The sequence below is a fragment of the Candidatus Nanopelagicales bacterium genome (genome assembly GCA_041393815.1).
Classification (GTDB): domain Bacteria; phylum Actinomycetota; class Actinomycetes; order S36-B12; family JAWKJK01; genus JAWKJK01.
In genome coordinates this window covers 84,457-103,822 of the sequence record JAWKJK010000007.1, presented here as the reverse complement: position 1 = coordinate 103,822, position 19,366 = coordinate 84,457, and the positions used below count along the sequence as shown (strand labels likewise).

Here is a 19,366-nt window from a genome sequence, read left to right as displayed (position 1 = left end):
GCGCGGACGAGGCGGGGTTCACCGGATCCGGATAGCGTCTGCGTCGTGAGCGAGGACGAGGAGGGCCTCGCCGGCGACGCCGCGCTGCGCGCGGACATCCGCCGGCTCGGCGCGCTGCTCGGCGACACGCTGGCCCGGCAGGAGGGCGAGCCGCTGCTGGACCGGGTGGAGCGGGTCCGGGCACTGGTGCGCGAGGACCCGGCGGCGGTGGCGGCCGAGCTCGACGCGCTGGACCTGCCGACCGCGTCCCGGCTGACCCGCGCGTTCGCCGCCTACTTCCACCTGGCGAACGTGGCCGAGCAGGTGCACCGGGTTCGCGCCCGCGCGGCGTCGGGACGCCCCGGACCGCTGGCGTCGGTCACGGCCCAGGCGATGGCGGCCCGGGTCGATCAGCAGCAGGTGGCGCGGTTGGCCGCGTCCATGGCGGTCCGGCCGGTGTTCACGGCACACCCGACCGAAGCGGCGCGCCGCTCGGTGCTGACCAAGCTGCGCCGGGTCGCCGACCTGCTGGACGAGCCGGACGACGAGCGGACCGACCGCGCGCTGGCCGAGGTCATCGACCTGCTGTGGCAGACCGACGAGCTGCGGCTGGAGCGCCCGGAGGTCCTGGACGAGGCGCGCAACGCGCTGTACTACCTCGACGACCTGGCCCGCGGTCCGCTGCAGCGGGTGCTGGAGGACCTGGCCCACTCCTTCGCAGCCCTCGGCGTCACGCTGGAGCCCGACGCCCGCCCGCTCACGTTCGGGTCGTGGATCGGCGGGGACCGCGACGGCAACCCGTTCGTCACCCCCGAGGTCACCGCGCAGGTGCTGGCGTTCCAGCGCGAGCACGCGGTGTCCGACCTGCTGCCGCTGGTCGACCGGCTGCTGGAGGACCTGTCCACGTCGGAGCGGATCGCGGGGGCCTCGCCGGAGCTGCTGGCCAGCGTCGAGGACGACCTCGCGCACCTGCCCGACCTGGACCCCCGGTTCCGTCGGCTCAATGCCGAGGAGCCGGTCCGGCTGAAGCTGACCTGCGTCCGGATGCGGCTGCGGCTGGCCCGTGACCGCGCGGCGCGCGGCGGTCCGCACGAGCCGGGCCGCGACTACCTGACCACCCGCGAGCTGCTCGACGACCTGCTCGTCGTACGGCGGTCGCTGTTGGAGCACCGCGCGGAGCTCGCCGCGCACGGAGTCCTGGACCGGGCGATCCGGGCGATCGCCGCGGTGGGACTGCCACTGGCGACCCTGGACGTGCGCGAGCACGCGGACAAGCACCACCACGCGCTCGGCCAGCTGATCGACCGGCTCGGCGAGCACGGCTGGCGCTACGAGGACATGCCGCGCCGCTACCGCATCGACCTGCTGCGCCGGGAGCTGGCCAACCCCCGGCCGCTGGCATCCACGCCGCCTCCGCTGGACGCGGAGGGCCTGCGCACCTGGAGCACGATGGATACCGTCCGCGCCGCGCTGGACCGGCACGGCGGGCGCGCCATCGAGTCGTACATCGTGTCCATGACCAAGGGCGCCGACGACGTCCTCGCGGCCGTCGTGCTCGGCCGGGAGGCCGGGCTCGTCGACCCGGTGGCGGGGACCGCGCGGATCGGCTTCGTGCCGCTGCTGGAGACGGTCGACGAGCTGCGCTCCGCGGACACCGTGCTGGAGGACCTGCTGTCCGACCGCACCTACCGGGCCCTGGTCGCCAGCCGCGGCGACGTGCAGGAGGTGATGCTCGGCTACTCCGACTCCACCAAGGACGCTGGGATCACCACGTCCCAGTGGGAGATCCACCTCGCGCAGCGCCGGCTGCGCGACGTCGCCGCCCGCTATGGCGTGCGGCTGCGGCTGTTCCACGGCCGGGGCGGCACGGTGGGGCGCGGCGGCGGGCCCACGTACGACGCGATCCTGGCCCAGCCGTGGGGCGTGCTCGACGGCGAGATCAAGGTGACCGAGCAGGGCGAGGTCATCTCGGACAAGTACCTGCTGCCGGCGCTCGCCCGGGACAACCTGGAGCAGACGCTGGCCGCGGTGATGGAGGCGTCGCTGCTGCACCGCAGCCCCCGGACACCCCCGGAGGTGCTCACGCGGTGGGACTCGGTGATGGACGTCGCGTCGATCGCCGCCCAGGGGGCCTATCGGGCGCTGGTCGACGACCCGGAGCTGCCCGCGTACTTCGCCCTGTCCACGCCGGTGGAGGAGCTCGGGGGGATGCACATGGGGTCACGCCCCTCGCGCCGACCCGACACCGGGGCCGGGATCGACGGGCTGCGCGCCATCCCGTGGGTGTTCGGCTGGACCCAGTCGCGCCAGGTGGTGCCGGGGTGGTTCGGCGTGGGGACCGGCCTGGCCGCCGCGCGCGCCGCCGGGCACGGTGACGCGCTGCGGGAGATGCACCAGGGGTGGGACTTCTTCCGCAACTTCGTGTCCAACGTCGAGATGACGCTGGCCAAGACGGACCTCACGGTGGCTCGTCGGTACGTGCAGCGGCTGGTGCCCGCGGAGCTGCACCGGCTGTTCGACGTGATCGTGGCCGAGCACGAGCGGACGGTGAGCGAGGTGCTGGCGGTGACCGGCGAGCCGGCGCTGCTGGCCTCGAACCCGACGCTGGCCCGCACCCTGGAGGTGCGCGACACCTACCTGCTGCCGCTGCACTTCCTGCAGCTGTCGCTGCTGGAACGGGTGCGGCGGGCCCGGGCCGACGGCGCGGTGGATGCGGCGCTGACCCGGGCCATGTCGCTCACCATCAACGGCATCGCCACCGGCCTGCGCAACACCGGCTGACCCGCTGATCCGCGGCCACCGCTCCCCCGCCCCCCTCCGCCCTTCTGTCTCGACGGAATGAGTCTGGGCGTCGTTTGCGGCCCGTTTTCGGACCGTCAAACAACGTGGGAACTCATTCCGTCGCGGAACGGAACGGGGGCGCTGAGGACAGGGCGGGGCCGTCAGCGGCGGAGATTGCGGCGGATTCCGGCGAGCAGCCAGTCCGCGTACTGCTTCTGACCGGAGGAGGAGGCCATCAGCCGGGCCTCGCTCGCGTTGCGCATGTTGCCCAGCTCCACGATCACGGTGGGGACGTCGCTGAAGTTGAGGGTGTTCTGGTCCTTCCAGACCAGCAGCTGGTTGCGGATGTACGTCGACGGCGTCGCGCCGGCCTTCGTCATCCCGGCGATGAGGTCGCGGGCCAGCCGCTGGGAGGGCCGGGCGATGTCGTCGGTCCACCCCTTCAGGGAGCCGGGGGCGATGACGAAGAAGCCGCGGCCGGAGGGGGCGGACCCGTCGGCGTGGATGGAGACCATCAGCCGGGCCCCGACCTTGCGGCCGAACTTGCCCCGGTCCCACGTGCAGGGGCCCCAGGCGTCGTAGGAGTTGGTGCTCCGGGTCATCCGTACGGTGGCGCCGAGTGCCTCCAGCCGGACCCGCAGCCGGTTGGCCACCTTCCAGGTGAACGTCGACTCCGGGTAGCCGGAGTTCGTCGCGGTGCCGCTGGTGTTGCAGCCCTTGACGATCGTGCCGTTCCACCGGGTCTGGGCGAGCTGCCGCCGGAACCGTGGGTTGGAGTTGCCCAGCTGGTGACCGGGATCGAGCGCAATGACGATGCCGGACAGCGGGCCCTTGGCCCTGACGTCCGAGGCCGCCGACGTAGGCCCGCGGTCGGGGGCGGGGGTCGCGAGCGCAGGCGCCGCGACTCCGAGGGCGAGGACGGCGGCCAGGGCCGCGGCGATGCGTCGCACCCGGCCATGGTGCCTCATCCGGTGCGCGGCGTCGGTCAGAGGACGCACAGCATCCGGTGGTTGCCGAGGGTGTTGGGCTTGACCCGCTCAAGGTCGAGGAACTCCGCGACGCCTTCGTCGTACGACTGCAGCAGCTGCTCGAACACCTCGTGCTCGACCGGGGTCCCGTCGATCTCCACGAAGCCGTGCCGGCCGAAGAAGCCGGTCTCGAAGGTCAGGCAGAAGACCCGCTTGACCCCCACCGCGCGGGCGCGGTCGAGCAGCGCCGTCAGCAGCGCCGAGCCGATGCCGCGCCCGAGGGTGGACCGGTCCACGGCCAGCGTGCGGACCTCGGCGAGGTCCTCCCACATCACGTGCAGGGCCCCGCAGCCGACGACCTCGCCGTACATCTCCGCGACCAGGAACTCCTGGACGTCCTCGTACAGCGTGACGGTCGCCTTGGACAGCAGCCGGCGCTCGGGCGCGTAGTCGTCGACGAGCGAGCGGATGTCGCGTACGTCGGAGGTGCGCGCGGGGCGGAGCAGCGGGACCTCGAGGGTCACGGGCGGTGCTCCGGCTTCACCAGCGGGAACAGGATCGTCTCGCGGATGCCGAGGCCGGTCAGGGCCATCAGCAGTCGGTCGATACCCAGGCCGACTCCGCCGGACGGCGGCATGCCGTGCTCCAGCGCGCGCAGGAAGTCCTCGTCCAGACGCATCGCCTCGTGGTCGCCGCGCTCGGCCAGCTGGGACTGCGCGACCAGGCGCTCCCGCTGCACCACGGGGTCGACCAGCTCGGAGTAGCCGGTGGCCAGCTCGAAGCCGTCGACGTACAGGTCCCACTTCTCGACGGTGCCCGGGTCGGTGCGGTGGGCGCGGACCAGCGGGGAGGTGTCCTCGGGGAAGTCGCGCACGAATGTCGGTCCGGTGAACGTCGGTGCGACGTGGAACTCGAACAGCTCCTCGACGAACTTCCCCGGGATCCAGACCGGCTGCGGCTCGATGCCGACGGCGTCGCACAGCGCGTGCAGCCGCTCGACCGGCGTGCTGGGCGTGATCTCTTCGCCGACGGCCGCGGAGACCGCCGGGTACATACGGACCGTGGCCCACTCGCCGGACAGGTCGTGCACGGTGCCGTCGTGGTGCGTGACCTGCAGGCCGCCGCAGACCCGTTGCGCCGCCTCTTGAATGAGCTCCCGGGTCAGGGTCGCCATGACGTCGTAGTCGGCGTACGCCTGGTAGAACTCCAGCATCGCGAATTCCGGCGAGTGGCTGGAGTCGGCGCCTTCGTTGCGGAAGTTCCGGTTGATCTCGTAGACCCGGTCGATGCCCCCGACGACCGCGCGCTTGAGGAACAGCTCGGGGGCGATCCGCAGGTAGAGGTCGATGTCGTACGCGTTCATGTGCGTGACGAACGGGCGCGCCGCGGCACCACCGTGCAGCGTTTGCAGCATCGGGGTCTCGATCTCCAGGAAGTCGCGCTCCGCGAAGCTGCGGCGCAGGCTGGCGACCGTGGCGATGCGGGTGCGCGCGATCTCGCGGGCGTCCGGCCGGACGATCAGGTCCACGTAGCGCTGCCGGACCCGGCTCTCCTCCGACATCGGCCGGTGCGTGACGGGGAGCGGGCGCAGCGACTTCGACGCCATCAGCCAGCGGTCGGCCATCACCGACAGCTCGCCACGGCGGCTGGTGATGACCTCGCCCTCGACGAACACGTGGTCACCGATGTCGACCAAGTGCTTCCAGCGGGCCAGCGACTCCTCGCCGACGGAGGCGAGGGAGAGCATCGCCTGGATGTGCTCGCCGTCGCCGGCCTGCAGGGTCGCGAAGCACAGCTTGCCGGTGTTGCGCAGGAAGATGACTCGGCCGGTGATCCCCACGCGCTGCCCGGTCGCGTGGTCCGCCGGCAGGTCCGGGTGGGCGGCGCGGACCTCGGCGATGGTGTGCGTGACGGGGAGGTTCACCGGGTAGGGATCGTCGCCGGCGGCGAGCATCTCGTCCCGCTTCTGCCTGCGTACGCGCATCTGCTCGGGCAGGTCCTCGAAGGAGTCCTCGAGCGAGTCCTCCGGTGCGGAGGGGGCGTCGGCGGGGTGCTGCTCATCGGTCACGGTCGGCAAGGCTACCGAGGGCCGGGGCGGGCGGCCGTCCTCGGCCGGGCGCGCCCCGTACGCTGCCGACGTGGACCGCATCCCCCCGCCCGAACCGATCGACGGGGTGCTGCTGGACCTGCACTCCACGTTGGTCGACCAGGGGTCGGCGCGGGACTGGCTGGGGCTGGCGCTGGCCGCGTGCCCGCGGGAGCTGCCCGCTGACCACCGCGATGCGCTGGTCGAGTTCCTGGACCAGATCTGGGAGCACGGCAGGGTGCACGACCCGGACAGCCTGCGCGACCTCTCCCCCGCTGATCACCGTCGGGTGTTCCACCTGCTGCTGGAGGAAGGGCCGGACGTCGACGACGGGCTGGCTGACGCGCTGTACGCGACGCTGCTGGACACCTGGACGGCGTACTCGGACAGTGCCCCGGTGTTGCGCGCGCTGCGGGCCCGCGGGATCCGGACCGCGGTGCTGTCGAACGTCGGCGTCGACGTTCGTCCGGTGCTGGCCCGGGGCGGGCTGCTGGACCTGGTCGACGCGGTGGTGCTGTCCTGCGAGGTGGGCGTGGTGAAGCCGGACCCGGGGATCTTCGAGGCGGGGCTTGCAGCGCTGGGGGTGCCGGCGTCGCGCTGCCTGATGGTGGGAGATGCCGCGAAGGACGACGCGGGGGCGACGGCGCTGGGGATCCGCACCCTGTTGCTGCCGCGGACGCGCGGGCCGGTGCACGGGCTGGGCGTCGTGGTGTCTCTGTGCGACGGGGCGCGCGCGCCTCAAGCCTGACGCAGGTTTCTTGCGGCCGCGAGGCGGTCGTTGGCCTCGTCGACGAGTGCGCGGGGGTCGTCGGCGCGGACCGGACCCGCTGGATCCGCCGGCCCCTGGCCTTGCACTTGTCCACGTCGACCGGCGCGCTGAGATCGACCTCGACGTTGGTCTGGCTCATCACGACGACCGACAGGATGTCCCCCGTATCGAGTCGCTCCGGGTCGATGGGTGCGACCTGGTAGGTGGCGTCCTCGAGGTGGTTGGTCGAGTCCCAGCGGACGACGGCCACCTTCTCCCACGGCAGGAGCAGGTCGAGGCCGGTGGCGTACCGGACCCGGATTCCTCGGTCGGACACCAGGTGCGGGTGGACGCGGAGCGAACCGGCGTAGCCGACCATCCAGACCAGGGTCCACAGCCCGAGGACAAGCAGCACGATCCGGACCGTCTCCCAGGGGACCAGGAAGTGATCAGCAGGAGCTCGACGACCGCGACGCCGATGAAGCCCCAGACGGTGAACTCGTTGGCTCGGTGGTAGCTGAACGGCACAGCATCCGGCGTGAGCCCGACGGTGGTGCCGCGGATCCAGCGGTACAGGTTGCGGTAGATGTCCAGCTCGAAGCGCACCGCCCGCCGGACCCAGCCCACGCGCCTACGATTGCACGCCAGTCGAGCCGGGCGCGCCCTCGCGTGGGCCGCGGTTCCGCCGCGTGGTCGCGTCGACGGTTGGCCAGCCTCGTGCTCTCGACCGCCGGGTCGCCGAGCGACGGCGGCATGGTCCGCGAGGTCGGGGCAACGCCGCGGTCGGCCCTGGCGTGACGGCTCACGGCGCTCGGAGGCGCGCGGAGGCCCTGTCCCCCAGGGAAAGCTGTCGACCGCTACGCCGCGAGGGCGTGGGAGAGCCAGGCCTCGAGGGCGCTGCCCGTCGAGTCAGTACGGGCGGGGTGGTGCAGCTCGACCTCGTCGTGGACCCCGTCGTCGACCCCGCCGTCCGCGTCCACGGTTACGCCCGCGTCCGCGCTCGTCTCGGGCTCGATCGGAACGGGCGGGGGTCCGGTGTCCCAGATCGGGTCCGGCGGGGTGGGGTAGGTGTGTCCGGTGGGGCTGGTCCAGGTGATCTGCCCGCTGCCGGGGTCGGGTGACGCGTCCCAGGTGGTGCGGGTCTTGATCCGGTGATGCCGCCGGCAGGCCGGGTGCAGGTTCCCGGCGGTCGTGTTCGCCCCGTCGTAGGTGGCCGCGTGGTCGAGGTCGGTGTGGACCGAGGGGATGGTGCAGCCGGGGAAGGTGCAGGTGGTGTCCCTGGCGGTGACCAGCTCCCGCAGCCGGTCGGTGGGCCGGTAGCGGGTGGTGCCGGTGGCGAGCAGGCGGCCGTGGTCGGTGAGGAACGCCCGCCACGCGTCCGCGGTGGCGGCGAGCTCACGCGCGAGGGGTGCGGGGACCCAGCCGTGGCCGGGGACCCAGCCGGGGTTGTCGGCCAGCCCGAGCAGGGTGGGCGCGTCGACGATGACGACCGCGGACGACCACGACCGTCCCCGCCCCGCACCCGCGCCGGCACCGCCGCCCGCACCCGCCCCTGTGCCCGCACCAGCGCCAGCACCGGCGTTCGCCCCTGCGCCGCCGGCACCGCCCGCGGTCCCGGTGCCCGCGGCCCCGGTGGTCGAGGCCGCGGCGTTGGAGCGGTCGCTGGTGATGCCGCCGGTGGGCGGGGTGTCGCCGGTGTCCAGGCCGAGGTGTCGGGCCAGCAGGCGGGCGGCTTCGATGACGGCGTCGGCGCGTAGCGCATCCAGGGTGGTGTCGGGGTGGTGCGGGCAACCCAGCAGGTGCGTCCGCTCGGCGTCCGGCTGGGCGCTGGTACCGGTCCCTGACCCGTCGGGCTGGCGCCGGTGGTGTCCGCGCAGGGCGGCGAGGGTGCCGACCGATCCCGCGAGTGAAGTGCCGGCGGCGTCGGTGTCGCGGGGGCAGGTGCAGGGGCCGAGCAGTCCGGTCAGGTCCGCGGTGGGGTCCTTCAGGGTGGCTTGCCGGTTCCGGGCCCAGGTGTCGAACTGCCGCCACGCCCACGACGCCATCGGCTGGGAGGCCTCCAGGGTGATCCTGGCGCGGAAGTCCGGCAGCGGGCTGATCCGCAGCGAGCGTTCCCGCTTCCGCTTCTTGGCCCGCTCCGCGGCGGCGGCGGCGTCCATGCGCAGGATGGTGCGGCGGATCCGGTGCCGCAGCCGGCCCGGGGTCTCCTCCGCATACCGCGAGGGCTGCCCGTCCGCGTCGGGCAGCGTCTCGGCGACGACGACCTGCACGACCTGCAGGGTCAGGTTCGGGGCGAGTTCGGCGGTCTCGGACACGACCGCGGACAGGTGTCCGTACCCCCACGCACCGGTCTCCAGCAGCCGAGCGACCGGGGCACCGGGACCGGCGAGGAACCGGGCGGTACTGATCCGGTCCGACGCCGCGGTGGTGGACAGCCGGCAGGCGGCGGCGACCTCGGCGTGCCGGGCCTCCTCCACACACTCGAACGGACCGACGTCCACCAGGCCCGCCTCGTCCGGGTCGGGATCCCGCGCCGGCTCCGGCCCGACCACCGGGAGGATCGCGGCGAACGACCGCGCGGTCACCCACGCCGCCTGCGCCTGCCACGCGGTCAGGAACGCCACCCGGTCATGCCCGCACAGCGCCTCGGGGTCGACCTGCTCCAGCAGCCCGATCGCCACCGGCCCCGGGCCCACCGTCACCGCCTGCGCGAGCAGGGCGGCGTCCCACGCGCGGGAGGTCCGCGAACCGGGAACCACGAGATCGAACATGTGTACGAGTCTATCGGACCGGTCCGGCGCCGCGCAAGACCCCGTGCACACGAAATCCATTACGCCGCAGGCGAAATCCCCAAGGCTCGTCCGTGACCTGTCCACCCCGCGAGCGCGCGACTGACCGAGCCCCGACGGCCCGGTAGGCCCCCGCCGCACGCTGTCCCCGGATCCCCTCCGGCATGCTCCCGACCGTGGTCGTCATTGCGCACACCTTCGCCAGCCGGCCCGACCTGGCCTCGGTCGGCATCCCCTCGGCCGAGGTCTGGCCCGAGTACAACCTGCACGGCGACGTCCTCAACCGACTCTGGGGGCCACTGTGCGACGAGCTACCCGCGTTCCAGGCGGTGCTGGTGGAGAAGGTGTCCGGTCCTTCCCAGAACGTCCTGGCCGAGATCCACACGGGTCCGCTGTCCTGGGACGGACATGACGACCACCTCCCGACCGGCATCGATGACGCGCTCGAGCAGGTGGTCAGCGGCAGCCGCGCCGGTCACCCCACGGACACCCTGTGCGCCCTCGCCGCAGAGGTCTCACCACACGCGCGCGGGCGCGGGCTCGCCGAGATCGCGTTGCGCGCGATGGCCGACATCGCCCGCGAACACGGCTACCAGCGGCTCATCGCGCCCGTGCGACCCTCGCACAAGGAGCGCTACCCGTTGACCCCGATCGAGCGGTACGTCACCTGGCAGCGCGAGGACGGCTACTCCCGAGATCCGTGGATCCGCGTCCACCAACGCATCGGGGGCCGGGTCGCGACGCCACTTCCGCGTTCGCTGCGCATCTCGGGGACCGTTGCGGAGTGGGAGGACTGGACGGGCATGGCGTTCCCCGAGTCGGCCGAGTACGTGTTCCCGCACGGCCTGGCGACCGTGCGCATCGACCGCGACTCCGACGTGGGCCTCTACTACGAGCCGAACGTCTGGGTGGTGCATGACCTGGTCAACCGCTGAGGCCCTAGGCCTCTGTGGCGTTCTTGGCGTACACCAGCCGCAGGCCCACCAGCGTGAGGTCCGGCTCGTGGTCGGTGATGGTCTCCGACTCGGGCACGACGATCGGCGCGAGACCTCCGGTCGCGATCACCGCCTGCACCCCGCCGAGCTCGGCGGTGATCCGGCGCACCAGGCCGTCGACCTGACCGGCGAAGCCGTACAGCGTCCCGGACTGCAGCGCCTCCACGGTGTTCTTGCCGATGACGGAACGCGGCCGGACCAGCTCGACCTTGCGCAGCTGCGCCGCCCGCGCGGCCAGCGCATCGATGGAGATCTCGATCCCGGGCGCCAGTGCCCCGCCCAGGAACTCACCCCGCTCGGAGATCACGTCCAGGTTGGTCGAAGTCCCGAAGTCGACGACGATGCACGGCCCGCCGAACAGGTGGTGCGCCGCGATCGTGTTGACGATCCGGTCCGCACCCACCTCCTTCGGGTTGTCGGTGAGGACCGGCACGCCGGTCTTCGTACCCGGTTCGACGATCACGGTCGGGACGTCGGCGTAGTAGCGGTCGAGCATCGAGCGCATCTCGCGCAGGACGGCCGGCACCGTGGAGCACAACGCGATGCCGGTGACCTCCGGCGTCGTGGTCAGCAGCCCGCGGAACGTGAGGACCATCTCGTCCGCGGTGCTGCGCGCGTCCGTCTTGATCCGCCAGGAGTGCTCGAGCGTCTCGCCGTCGAACAGGCCCAGCACGGTGTTGGTGTTGCCGACGTCGATGGCCAGCAGCATCAGGACACCCCCGCCACCGGCCGCAGGTCCGCACCGATGTCCAGCACCGCCGCCGAGTGGGTGAGCGCCCCGACGGCCAGGTAGTCGACCCCCGTCTCCGCCACCGCCCGTGCTGACTCCAGAGTCAACCCACCGGATGACTCCAGCCGCGCCCGCCCCGCGGTGAGAGCGACCGCCGCCCGCAGTCCGTCGACGTCGAAGTTGTCCAGCAGGACCAGGTCTGCCCCTGCGTCGAGCACCTCCGCCAGCTGGTCCAGTGAGTCCACCTCGACCTCCACCGGCAGGCCCGGCCACATCCGGCGCACCGCGTCGAAGGCCTCTGCGACTCCCCCAGCGGCCAGGACGTGGTTGTCCTTCACCAGCGCAGCGTCGGACAGCGACATCCGGTGGTTCACCCCGCCACCGCAGCGCACGGCGTACTTCTCCAGCGCCCGCAGCCCGGGCGTCGTCTTGCGCGTGTCCCGTACTGCCGCGCCGGTCCCGTCCAGCGCATCGGCCCAACGGCGGGTCGCCGTCGCCACGCCGGACAGGTGGCACAGCAGGTTCAGCGCCGACCGCTCCGCCGTGAGCAGGTCCCGTGTCCGACCGGTCACCGACATGATCACGTCGCCGCGCGTCACCGGGTCCCCGTCCGCGACCGACCGGACCACCGTGACCTCCCAGCCGGCCGCCACCTCGAACACCGCCTGCGCCACCAGGATCCCCGCGACCACGCCGTCGCCGCGCGCGACCAGGTCCATCGTGGACTCCTGCTCGGCAGGCACCGTGGCGTGGGACGTGACGTCGACCCCGCCGTCCAGGTCCTCGTCGAGCGTGTCGCGCACCAGCCGCGCCACGTACGCAGGATCGAGCCCCGACCGGTGCAGCCGGTCGTTGAGATCGGGCGGCAGGCTCATGACAGTCCCTTCCCCTCGCACCGGGTGCGGTGGCCCCCGGTCATGACGATGCCGGTCGGAACTCCGCGTCGTGCGCGGCCACCGGCTCCTCGCGCGACACGACCCGGCCCTCGGGATCCAGCGAGGCGACGAGGCGCACCCGCCAGCGCTCATCGTCCTTGTCCGGGAAGTCCTCTCGCCAGTGCGACCCCCGGGTCTCCTCGCGCAGCCACGCGTGCCGCACCAGGACCGACGACAGTGCATGCAGGTTCGCCGTCTCCCAGTCCTCCGTGCACGGCTGCGAGCCGGACGCGTCGTCGAGCGCGACGAGCGCGGCCGCCGCCGCTTGCAGCGACCCGGCGCTGCGCAGGACCCCGGCGTCGAGGTCCATGACCCGCTGGATCGGTCGCCGGCATCGGTTGGCCAGCAGCCCGGCAGCGCCGGCCCCCGGCTCGACCGGCTCCCGCCGCGGCGGCACCCCCGCAGCCAGCACCGCGCCGATCCGCTCGGCGAACACCAGCCCCTCCAGCAGTGAGTTCGACGCCAGGCGGTTGGCGCCGTGCACGCCGGTGCACGCCACCTCGCCGCAGGCGAAGAGCCCGGGCACCGTGGCTCGCCCGTGCAGATCCGTACGCACGCCACCGGACGCGTAGTGCTGGGCCGGTGCCACCGGGATCAGGTCGGTCACCGGGTCCACGCCGTGGTCCCGGCACGACTGCAGGATCGTCGGGAAGCGGCGCTGCCACGTGTCCGAGCCCAGCCCGCGGCCGTCGAGCCACACGTGCGGAGCACCGGACTCGCGCATCCGTCGCATGATCGCCTTGGCAACGACGTCCCGCGGCGCCAGCTCGGCGAGCGGGTGCACCTCCGGCATGAACCGCTGGCCGTCGGCGTCGAGCAGCACCGCGCCCTCGCCGCGCACCGCCTCCGACACCAGCGGCTGCTGTCCTCGCGCGGCTGGGCCCAGCCACAGCACGGTGGGGTGGAACTGCACGAACTCCAGGTCCGCCACGTCCGCGCCCGCGCGCAGCGCCATCGCCACCCCGTCGCCGGTGGCGACGTACGGGTTCGTCGTCTGTGAGAAGACCTGCCCCAGCCCACCGGTGGCGAGCACCACCGCGGGCGCGAGCGCGGCCCCCACCCCGTCCCGCTGGCCCTGACCCATCACGTGCAGCGTGACGCCCTGCGCCGCGCCCGTGGCGTCCAGCAGCAGGTCCAGCACCAGCGCCTGCTCGACCAGCTCGATGCCGGGGTCGAGCGCCACGGCGGCGACCAGCGCGCGGGAGATCTCGGCGCCGGTCGCGTCCCCGCCGGCGTGCGCGATCCGGTCGTGCAGGTGGCCGCCCTCGCGCGTCAGCGCGAGCCCCCCGGTCGCGTCCACGTCGAAGCGCGCCCCCAGGTCGATCAGGCGCCGCACCGCATCCGGTCCCTGCGTCACCAGCGCGCGGACGGCCTCCACGTCGCACAGGCCCGCGCCGGCCACCAGCGTGTCCTGCAGGTGGGCGGCCGGCGAGTCGTCGTCCGCCAGCGCCGCGGCGATACCACCCTGGGCCCAGCGGGTTGACCCCTCGTCGACCTGCGCCTTGGTGACGAGCAGCACGGTGTGCCCGGCCTGCCGTGCCTGCAGCGCGACGCTCAGGCCGGCCACGCCGGACCCCACGACGATGACGTCGGCCTCGGCCGTCCACCCGGGTGCGGGTGCGACGAGCCGCCGTGGCAGCACCAGATCCGTCACGACGTCACCAGCTCCAGGAATGCGTTGTCCAGCAAACGGACCCCGCCGACGCGGGCCGCGACCAGGATCCGCGCCTCCCCCGACGAGGGGGCCGGGCCGAGGTCGGGATCACGCACCTCCAGGTAGTCCACCGCGTCGATCCCCGGCTGCGACTCCAGGTGCTCGCGCAGCATCGGGACGAACGTGGCCGGAGCGATCCCCTCCTCCGCGGCCTCCTGCGCGGCCGCGAGCGCGACCACGATCGCCAGCGCCTGCCGACGCTGCTCCTCGCTGAGGTACGCGTTGCGGCTGGACAGCGCCAGCCCGCTGTCGTCGCGCACCGTCGGCACCCCCACCACATCGACGGGGATGTCGAGGTCGCGCACCATCCGCCGGATCAGGGTGAGCTGCTGGTAGTCCTTCTCCCCGAAGAACGCCGCACTCGGCTCGGTCAGGTCGAGAAGCTTGGCCACGATCGTGAGCATCCCGGCGAAGTGCCCCGGCCGGAACTCGCCCTCCAGCTCCGACCCCAGCGGGCCCGGGTCGACCGTGACCACCGGGGTCCCGTCCGGGTAGACCTGCTCGACGTCGGGCGCGAAGACCAGGTCCACCCGTTCCCGACCGCACAGCGCGACGTCGGCGTCGAAGGCGCGTGGGTAGCGGTCGAAGTCCTCGCCCGGTCCGAACTGCGTGGGGTTCACGAACAGCGTCACCACCACCCTCACGTCGGACGGCTCGATGTCGTAGCGCAGCGCCGTCCAGTCCCGCGCCGCGCGCATCAGCATCGCGTGGCCCTCATGCAGCGCGCCCATCGTCATCACGACCGCACGCGGATAGCCGTCCAGGCCGCCGGAGCGCGTCCGCCCGTCCCGCGCGCTGCCGAGGACCTCTCGCAGCTCGGCGACGGAGCGCACCACCCGTGGTCCGTCGACGACGCCCAGCACCCGGCGCGCCTCGGCCAGTGCCTCCTCGTCGCTCACCGGGCACCCCCCTCGTCGACCTCGTCCGTACGCCGGGCCAGCGCGTCCAGCAGCGCCTCGGCCTTCTCCGCCCGCAGCAGCCCGGCCGCGAGCGCGCGGTCAGCGGTGAGCCGGGCGAGTGCGACGTAGGCAGCACGCGCCTCCGGCGACACCCGCCCGATCTCGTCGACGTGCGCGGTGACCGTCGCCGCGTCGCCGCGGGCCACCGGACCGGTCAGCGCCTGGTCGCCGTGCCGCAGCGCGTTGTCCAGCGCGGCCGACAGCAGCGGCGCGACCAGGCGTGCCGGCTCGTCGATCCCGGCTCGCCGCAACAGGTCCAGCGTCTGCGCGACCAGCGTGACCATGTGGTTGGCCCCGCCCGCGAGCGCGGCGTGATACAGCGCCCGGCGGTCCTCGGGAACCCATACCGGCTCCCCGCCCATCTCCACCACGAGAGCCTCGGCCACCGGGCGCAGCGGGTCCGGCGCGGTCACGCCGAACGGGCACCCGTCCAGCCTGGTCAGGTCGACGCTGGTGCCGGTGAACGTCATCACCGGGTGCAGCGCGAGAGGCAGCGCGCCGCGCGCGGTCATCGGCGCCAGCACGTGCGTGCCGTACCGGCCGGACGCGTGGGCAACGAACTGTCCTGCGCGGACGTGGCCCGCCTCGGCGAGCCCGGCGACCAGTCCGGGGAGCGCGTCGTCCGGAACGGTGAGCAGGACCAGGTCGGCGGCCGCGAGCACGTCGGGCAGCGCCACCAGCGGCACGCCGGGCAGCAGCGCCTCCGCGCGCACCCGGGACAGGTCGGACACGCCGTACGCCGCGACCACCGGGTGACCGGCTCGACGCAGCGCGGCACCGAGCACGCTGCCCGCCCGGCCGGTGCCGACGACGCCGACCGACAGCCGCGGCGGCCCGTCCGGGGCTTCGGGCGCGGGGGGCTGGGTCACGGTGGCCTTCCGGTTCGTTCCGGGCCGCGAGGGTCCCGTCGGCGTTGCGGCACGTGGTCGTGGGCGTCGCCCAGGGTAGTCCCGGGGCGGTGACCCCGACGGGGCTACCGTCGAGCGGTGCCCACCGCCTCGGTCCCCTGGCGCGAGGCGTGGGCGCGCGCGCAGCTCGGACCGGACGGCTTCTACCGCCGGGCGGACGGCACCCCGAGCCGCCACTTCGCCACGTCGGCCGGGTACGCCGACGTCCTGGCCGCGCCGCTCGTCGAACTGCTGGCGCGCACCGACCGGGCGCTGGGCCACCCGCCGCGGCTGGACCTGGTCGACGTGGGCGCCGGTGACGGGTCACTGCTCGCCGCTCTGCTCGCGCGCCTCGACCGGCACGCGCCGGTGCTGACCGGCCGCGTCATCGCGACCGCGGTCGACGTACGCCAGCGCCCGCCCGACCTCGATCCGAGGGTCCGGTGGGTGCGCGGGGCCGCGCCGCCAGCTGTGCACGCCGCCTTCCCCGACGGCGTACGCGGCCTGCTGCTCGCGCTGGAGCTCCTGGACGACATTCCCTGCGACGTGGTCGAGGTGGACCCCGACGGCCGGCTCCGCACGGTCCTCGTCGACCCCAGGACCGGGGACGAGTCGTACGGGGAACCGCCGTCCGACGCGGACCGCGCCTGGCTGGACCGGTGGTGGCCCCTGTCGTCGCCCGCGGATCGGGCGGAGGTCGGTCGCACGCGCGACCTCGCGCTCCGGGGGCTGGTGGACGCCGTGTCCGCAGGGACGGTCCTGGTCGTGGACTACGCGCACCGGCGGGAGGAGCGGATCGGCACCACCGCGGGGACCCTCACCGGGTACCGCGACGGCCACCGGGTGCCGCCGGTCCCTGACGGCGGCTGCAACGTCACGGCGCACGTGGCCCTCGACGCCTGCGCGGCTGCCCTGGAGGGCGGCTGCGGTCGTCCGGTGCGCACCGCAGTGACCGCGCAGCGAGCAGCCCTGCAGGGCCTGGGTCTCGACGCGGCGCTCCCGACGCCAGCCGTGGCCCGGTCCGACCCCACGGCGTACGCGGCGGGGCTGGCCCGAGCCTCCCGGGCCGGTCGGCTACTCGACCCGGACGGCCTCGGCGCGCACCTGTGGCTGGTGGCGGAGGTTCCAGGGCACGCGCCGGGCGCTCCTGACGCATCGGTCAGGAACTGACGGGGACCCGCTCCCAGCCGCGCAGGACGAACGTCGGCCGCTGCACCGGCTCGGCCGCTTCGTGCAGCCCGGGCATTCGCTCCACGAGCATCGGCAGCGACGTGCCGAGCTCCATCCGCGCCAGCGGCGCGCCGAGGCAGTAGTGGATGCCCACCCCGAAGGCGATGTGCGGGTTGGGCTCCCGGCCGACATCGAGCACGTCCGCCTGGTCGAAGGCCGAGGGGTCGCGGTTGGCCGAGCCCAGCAGCGCCGCGATCTTCTCCCCCTCGCGCACCACCACTCCGCCGACCTCGGTCTCCGCAGTGGCGGTGCGCTCGAACAACTGGAGTGGCGAGTCGTAGCGCAGCATCTCGTCGACCGCTGTCGGTGCCAGCCCCCACGGGTCCTCGACCAGCCGGTCCCACTGGTCACGGTGCCGCATCAGCTGCACGACGCCGTTGCCGAAGCCGTTGACCGACGCCTCGTGCCCGGCGTTGAGCAGGAGGACGCAGGTGGCGACCAGCTCACGTTCGGACAGCCGCTCCCCGGCCTGTTCCACCTGGGCCAGGTGCGTCACCAGGTCGTCACCGGGGTGCTTCACCCGGTCGGCAGCCAGTGCCCCCACGTAGTCCGCGAACTCGGCGCAGGCCTGGCGCGCCTCCGCCTCCTGCTCCTCGGTGCGCTCGTACTCGTACATCTTCACGATCGCCTGGGACCACGGCCGCAGCAGTGGCACGTCCGCCTCGGGGAAGCCGAGCAGATCGGCGATGACCAGGACGGGCAGCGGCTCGGCGTAGTCCGCGATCAGGTCGAAGGAGCCGGTGTCCTCGATCCGGTCCGTCGCATCGTCGAGCAGCGTCGCGCACAGCGACTCCACCCGGGGGCGCAGCCGCTCGATGTGGCCGCGGGTGAAGGCCTTGGACACCAACGTCTTCAGCCGGGTGTGCTTGGGCGGTTCGGAGTCCAGGATCGAGTCGGCGTGCAGCCAGTTGAACGTGTCCCAGACATCGTCCGGCTGCTTCGGCCGGAAGATGCGCCCGAGGTTCCGGTTGCGCAGCACCGCATTCGCGTCCTCGTACCGGAACGCCAGCCACAGGCCCAGCGCGTCGTTCCACACCGGGGCGCCGTGGGCCCGCATCCGGTCGAAGTACGGGTACGGGTCGCGCACGACCTCTGCCGCCCGCGGGTCGAAGCCGTCGGTCATCTCGGGTCTCCAGGGTCGGGTGGGGGCAGTGGGCTGGGCGCCGGCGGCACTGCTGGCGGGGGCGGCACTGCTGGCGGGGGCGGCACTGCCGGCGGTCGCATCCACCGGTCCGGTCCGGCGCTGGCGCGGGCGGCACGGGCGCGCTCGAGCTGCTCCTCGGCCAGTCGCCGCGCCTGGGCCGCGTCCCGGTGCAGCGCCGACACCTGCACCGGGCCGGGGGTGCTGTCGACGTGCATCGAGGCCAGGCCCAGCGCCCGCTCCCACGGACCCTGGGTCACCCGCACCGACTGCGTACGCACGTGCGGGATGACCGCGAGGTGGCGCACCACCCGGCCGCGCCGGGCGACGAACACCCGGTCGTCCCAGCCCACGCCCAGCCGGCGCCACTGGATCGGCGACCGGCGGCGAGCGGCGTCCGGGACCGGTGCCAGCGGGATCGAGGCCAGGTCGACCCCGGGCAGGATCCGCCCGACCAGCGCGGTCGCCAGCGGGAGCGGTGCAACCGGGACGAGCACGGTCTCCTGCGTCTGCCCGCTGCCGTCGGAAGACCCGCCGATGCCGGCGATGTTGAGACGTACCCGGACCCAACCGCGGCGGCGCCACAGCAGCGGCTCGACGAACTCCACGGCCTGCACCCGCCCCGGCGGGACGGTCTGCGCCTCCGTGCGCAGCAGCCCGTAGCGCAGCCGCAACCCGTCCGGGGACTCCGCGACGGTGAAGTTGAAGTACTTGGTGAACTCGCCGAACACCGCGATCAGGGGCACACCTCCGGTGAGGAGGATCAGCACCAGACCGGCCGGACCGGACGCGATGGTCGTGGCGACCACGAGCAGCACCGTGACGAGCAGCAGCATGACGGTGACCCCGCGCATGAGCAGGGACAGCACCAGGTCCCCGGTCGGCACCACGGCCAGGACCTGCTCGGGCGCCTCCCCCGCGTCGTGCCGCAGGCCGGCCGCCCGGGCCAGGATCTCGCTGCGCAGCGCGGTGGCCTCGGCGTGCGTGAGGTACGCCAGCTGCACCCGGGAGTCACCGACCCCGGCGACCTCCACCTTCACCGTGGCCATGCCGAAGATGCGCGCGACCAGTGGCTGCGCGACGTCCACGCTCTGCAGCCGGCTGAGCTGCAGCCGGCGCTGCTGCCGGGAGACGACTCCGGAGTCGACCCGCAGGTCGCCGTCGGCGTCGAACCAGTACGTCAGCCGGGTCCAGGCGAGGTACTGGAAGCCGCCCACGATCCCGGCCAGCAGCAGGGACAGCAGCACGGCTCCGGGCAGCGCCCAGCCCCCGAGCCGCGACAGACCGGCGTTGCCCCAGGCCAGCACGACGATGAAGCCGATCGGCAGCACGTTCGCCGCGTGCACCAGCGGGGTCACCGGGTGCACCCGTCGGGGCGCGGTCGCCCCCGCGACCGGCGGCGGACCACCCGAGGGCGGACCGGC

The 19,366-nt window shown here is 73.5% G+C and carries 15 protein-coding genes; 4 read left to right on the top strand and 11 right to left on the bottom strand.

Going from position 1 to position 19,366, the window contains the following annotated elements; translation table 11 throughout:
- Positions 1 to 45 precede the first annotated feature (45 nt).
- Entirely contained in the window at positions 46 to 2,760 is a 2,715-nt protein-coding gene (gene ppc / locus R2737_16820; GenBank protein MEZ5117927.1) for a phosphoenolpyruvate carboxylase, read from the top strand.
- A 161-nt stretch (positions 2,761 to 2,921) separates the two neighbouring features.
- Here ppc and R2737_16815 read toward each other — a convergent pair whose 3' ends face one another.
- From R2737_16815 to lysS, 3 genes are read right to left on the bottom strand one after another with little or no spacing between them, the layout of a single operon-like run.
- Positions 2,922 to 3,710: an N-acetylmuramoyl-L-alanine amidase gene (locus R2737_16815; GenBank protein MEZ5117926.1), complete on the bottom strand. Its 789-nt coding sequence runs from the start codon at positions 3,708 to 3,710 to the stop codon at positions 2,922 to 2,924.
- A gap of 35 nt (positions 3,711 to 3,745) precedes the next feature.
- Positions 3,746 to 4,252: an amino-acid N-acetyltransferase gene (locus R2737_16810; protein ID MEZ5117925.1), complete on the bottom strand. Its 507-nt coding sequence runs from the start codon at positions 4,250 to 4,252 to the stop codon at positions 3,746 to 3,748.
- Entirely contained in the window at positions 4,249 to 5,796 is a 1,548-nt protein-coding gene (lysS, locus tag R2737_16805) for a lysine--tRNA ligase (GenBank protein MEZ5117924.1), read from the bottom strand. Before lysS ends, R2737_16810 begins: the two co-directional genes overlap by 4 nt.
- A 70-nt stretch (positions 5,797 to 5,866) precedes the next feature.
- On the opposite strand from lysS, the gene R2737_16800 reads away from it, so the two are divergent.
- Positions 5,867 to 6,562: an HAD family hydrolase gene (locus R2737_16800; GenBank protein ID MEZ5117923.1), complete on the top strand. Its 696-nt coding sequence runs from the start codon at positions 5,867 to 5,869 to the stop codon at positions 6,560 to 6,562.
- Between the two features lie 857 nt (positions 6,563 to 7,419).
- Here the strand turns inward: R2737_16800 and R2737_16795 are convergent.
- Positions 7,420 to 9,333, bottom strand: a complete 1,914-nt coding sequence (locus tag R2737_16795; protein MEZ5117922.1) for a DUF222 domain-containing protein — start codon at positions 9,331 to 9,333, stop codon at positions 7,420 to 7,422.
- A gap of 182 nt (positions 9,334 to 9,515) precedes the next feature.
- On the opposite strand from R2737_16795, the gene R2737_16790 reads away from it, so the two are divergent.
- Positions 9,516 to 10,286 carry a GNAT family N-acetyltransferase gene (locus R2737_16790; protein ID MEZ5117921.1) on the top strand — a complete coding sequence of 257 codons (771 nt, stop codon included), beginning with the start codon at positions 9,516 to 9,518 and terminating at the stop codon, positions 10,284 to 10,286.
- Positions 10,287 to 10,290: 4 nt separating this feature from the next.
- Here the strand turns inward: R2737_16790 and R2737_16785 are convergent, their stop codons facing one another.
- Genes R2737_16785 through R2737_16765 form a run of 5 tightly spaced genes read right to left on the bottom strand, consistent with a single transcriptional unit; the run spans position 10,291 to position 15,553 of the window.
- Positions 10,291 to 11,055, bottom strand: coding sequence for a type III pantothenate kinase (locus tag R2737_16785; protein MEZ5117920.1), 765 nt, complete (start codon positions 11,053 to 11,055; stop codon positions 10,291 to 10,293).
- Positions 11,055 to 11,951 carry a carboxylating nicotinate-nucleotide diphosphorylase gene (nadC, locus tag R2737_16780; protein ID MEZ5117919.1) on the bottom strand — a complete coding sequence of 299 codons (897 nt, stop codon included), beginning with the start codon at positions 11,949 to 11,951 and terminating at the stop codon, positions 11,055 to 11,057. The genes R2737_16785 and nadC overlap by 1 nt, the downstream gene beginning before the upstream one ends.
- A gap of 40 nt (positions 11,952 to 11,991) precedes the next feature.
- Entirely contained in the window at positions 11,992 to 13,665 is a 1,674-nt protein-coding gene (locus R2737_16775; protein MEZ5117918.1) for an L-aspartate oxidase, read from the bottom strand.
- The gene (gene panC / locus R2737_16770) at positions 13,662 to 14,624 is read right to left on the bottom strand and encodes a pantoate--beta-alanine ligase (GenBank protein ID MEZ5117917.1); all 963 of its coding nucleotides are present in this window, start codon (positions 14,622 to 14,624) and stop codon (positions 13,662 to 13,664) included. Before panC ends, R2737_16775 begins: the two co-directional genes overlap by 4 nt.
- Positions 14,621 to 15,553, bottom strand: a complete 933-nt coding sequence (locus R2737_16765) for a DUF2520 domain-containing protein (protein MEZ5117916.1) — start codon at positions 15,551 to 15,553, stop codon at positions 14,621 to 14,623. The genes panC and R2737_16765 overlap by 4 nt, the downstream gene beginning before the upstream one ends.
- 117 nt (positions 15,554 to 15,670) lie before the next feature.
- Here R2737_16765 and R2737_16760 point away from each other — a divergent pair, with 117 nt between their 5' ends.
- A complete protein-coding gene (locus R2737_16760; GenBank protein ID MEZ5117915.1) occupies positions 15,671 to 16,741 on the top strand; it encodes an SAM-dependent methyltransferase in 1,071 nt (356 codons plus the stop codon).
- Here the strand turns inward: R2737_16760 and R2737_16755 are convergent.
- Both R2737_16755 and R2737_16750 read right to left on the bottom strand, forming a co-directional pair.
- Entirely contained in the window at positions 16,731 to 17,924 is a 1,194-nt protein-coding gene (locus tag R2737_16755) for a cytochrome P450 (protein ID MEZ5117914.1), read from the bottom strand. The two genes, R2737_16760 and R2737_16755, sit on opposite strands and share 11 nt — an antisense overlap.
- Complete coding sequence (locus tag R2737_16750; protein MEZ5117913.1) at positions 17,921 to 19,300, bottom strand: PH domain-containing protein; 1,380 nt, start codon at positions 19,298 to 19,300, stop codon at positions 17,921 to 17,923. Before R2737_16750 ends, R2737_16755 begins: the two co-directional genes overlap by 4 nt.
- Positions 19,301 to 19,366: the final 66 nt, after the last annotated feature.

What these genes read in the sequence shown, in the direction of transcription:
- R2737_16755 (MEZ5117914.1), bottom strand. Translation starts at nt 17,924, where the DNA reads ATGACCGACGGCTTCGACCCGCGGGCGGCAGAGGTCGTGCGCGACCCG.
- R2737_16785 (MEZ5117920.1), bottom strand. Translation starts at nt 11,055, where the DNA reads ATGCTGCTGGCCATCGACGTCGGCAACACCAACACCGTGCTGGGCCTG.
- nadC (MEZ5117919.1), bottom strand. Translation starts at nt 11,951, where the DNA reads ATGAGCCTGCCGCCCGATCTCAACGACCGGCTGCACCGGTCGGGGCTC.
- R2737_16790 (MEZ5117921.1), top strand. Translation starts at nt 9,516, where the DNA reads ATGCTCCCGACCGTGGTCGTCATTGCGCACACCTTCGCCAGCCGGCCC.
- R2737_16795 (MEZ5117922.1), bottom strand. Translation starts at nt 9,333, where the DNA reads ATGTTCGATCTCGTGGTTCCCGGTTCGCGGACCTCCCGCGCGTGGGAC.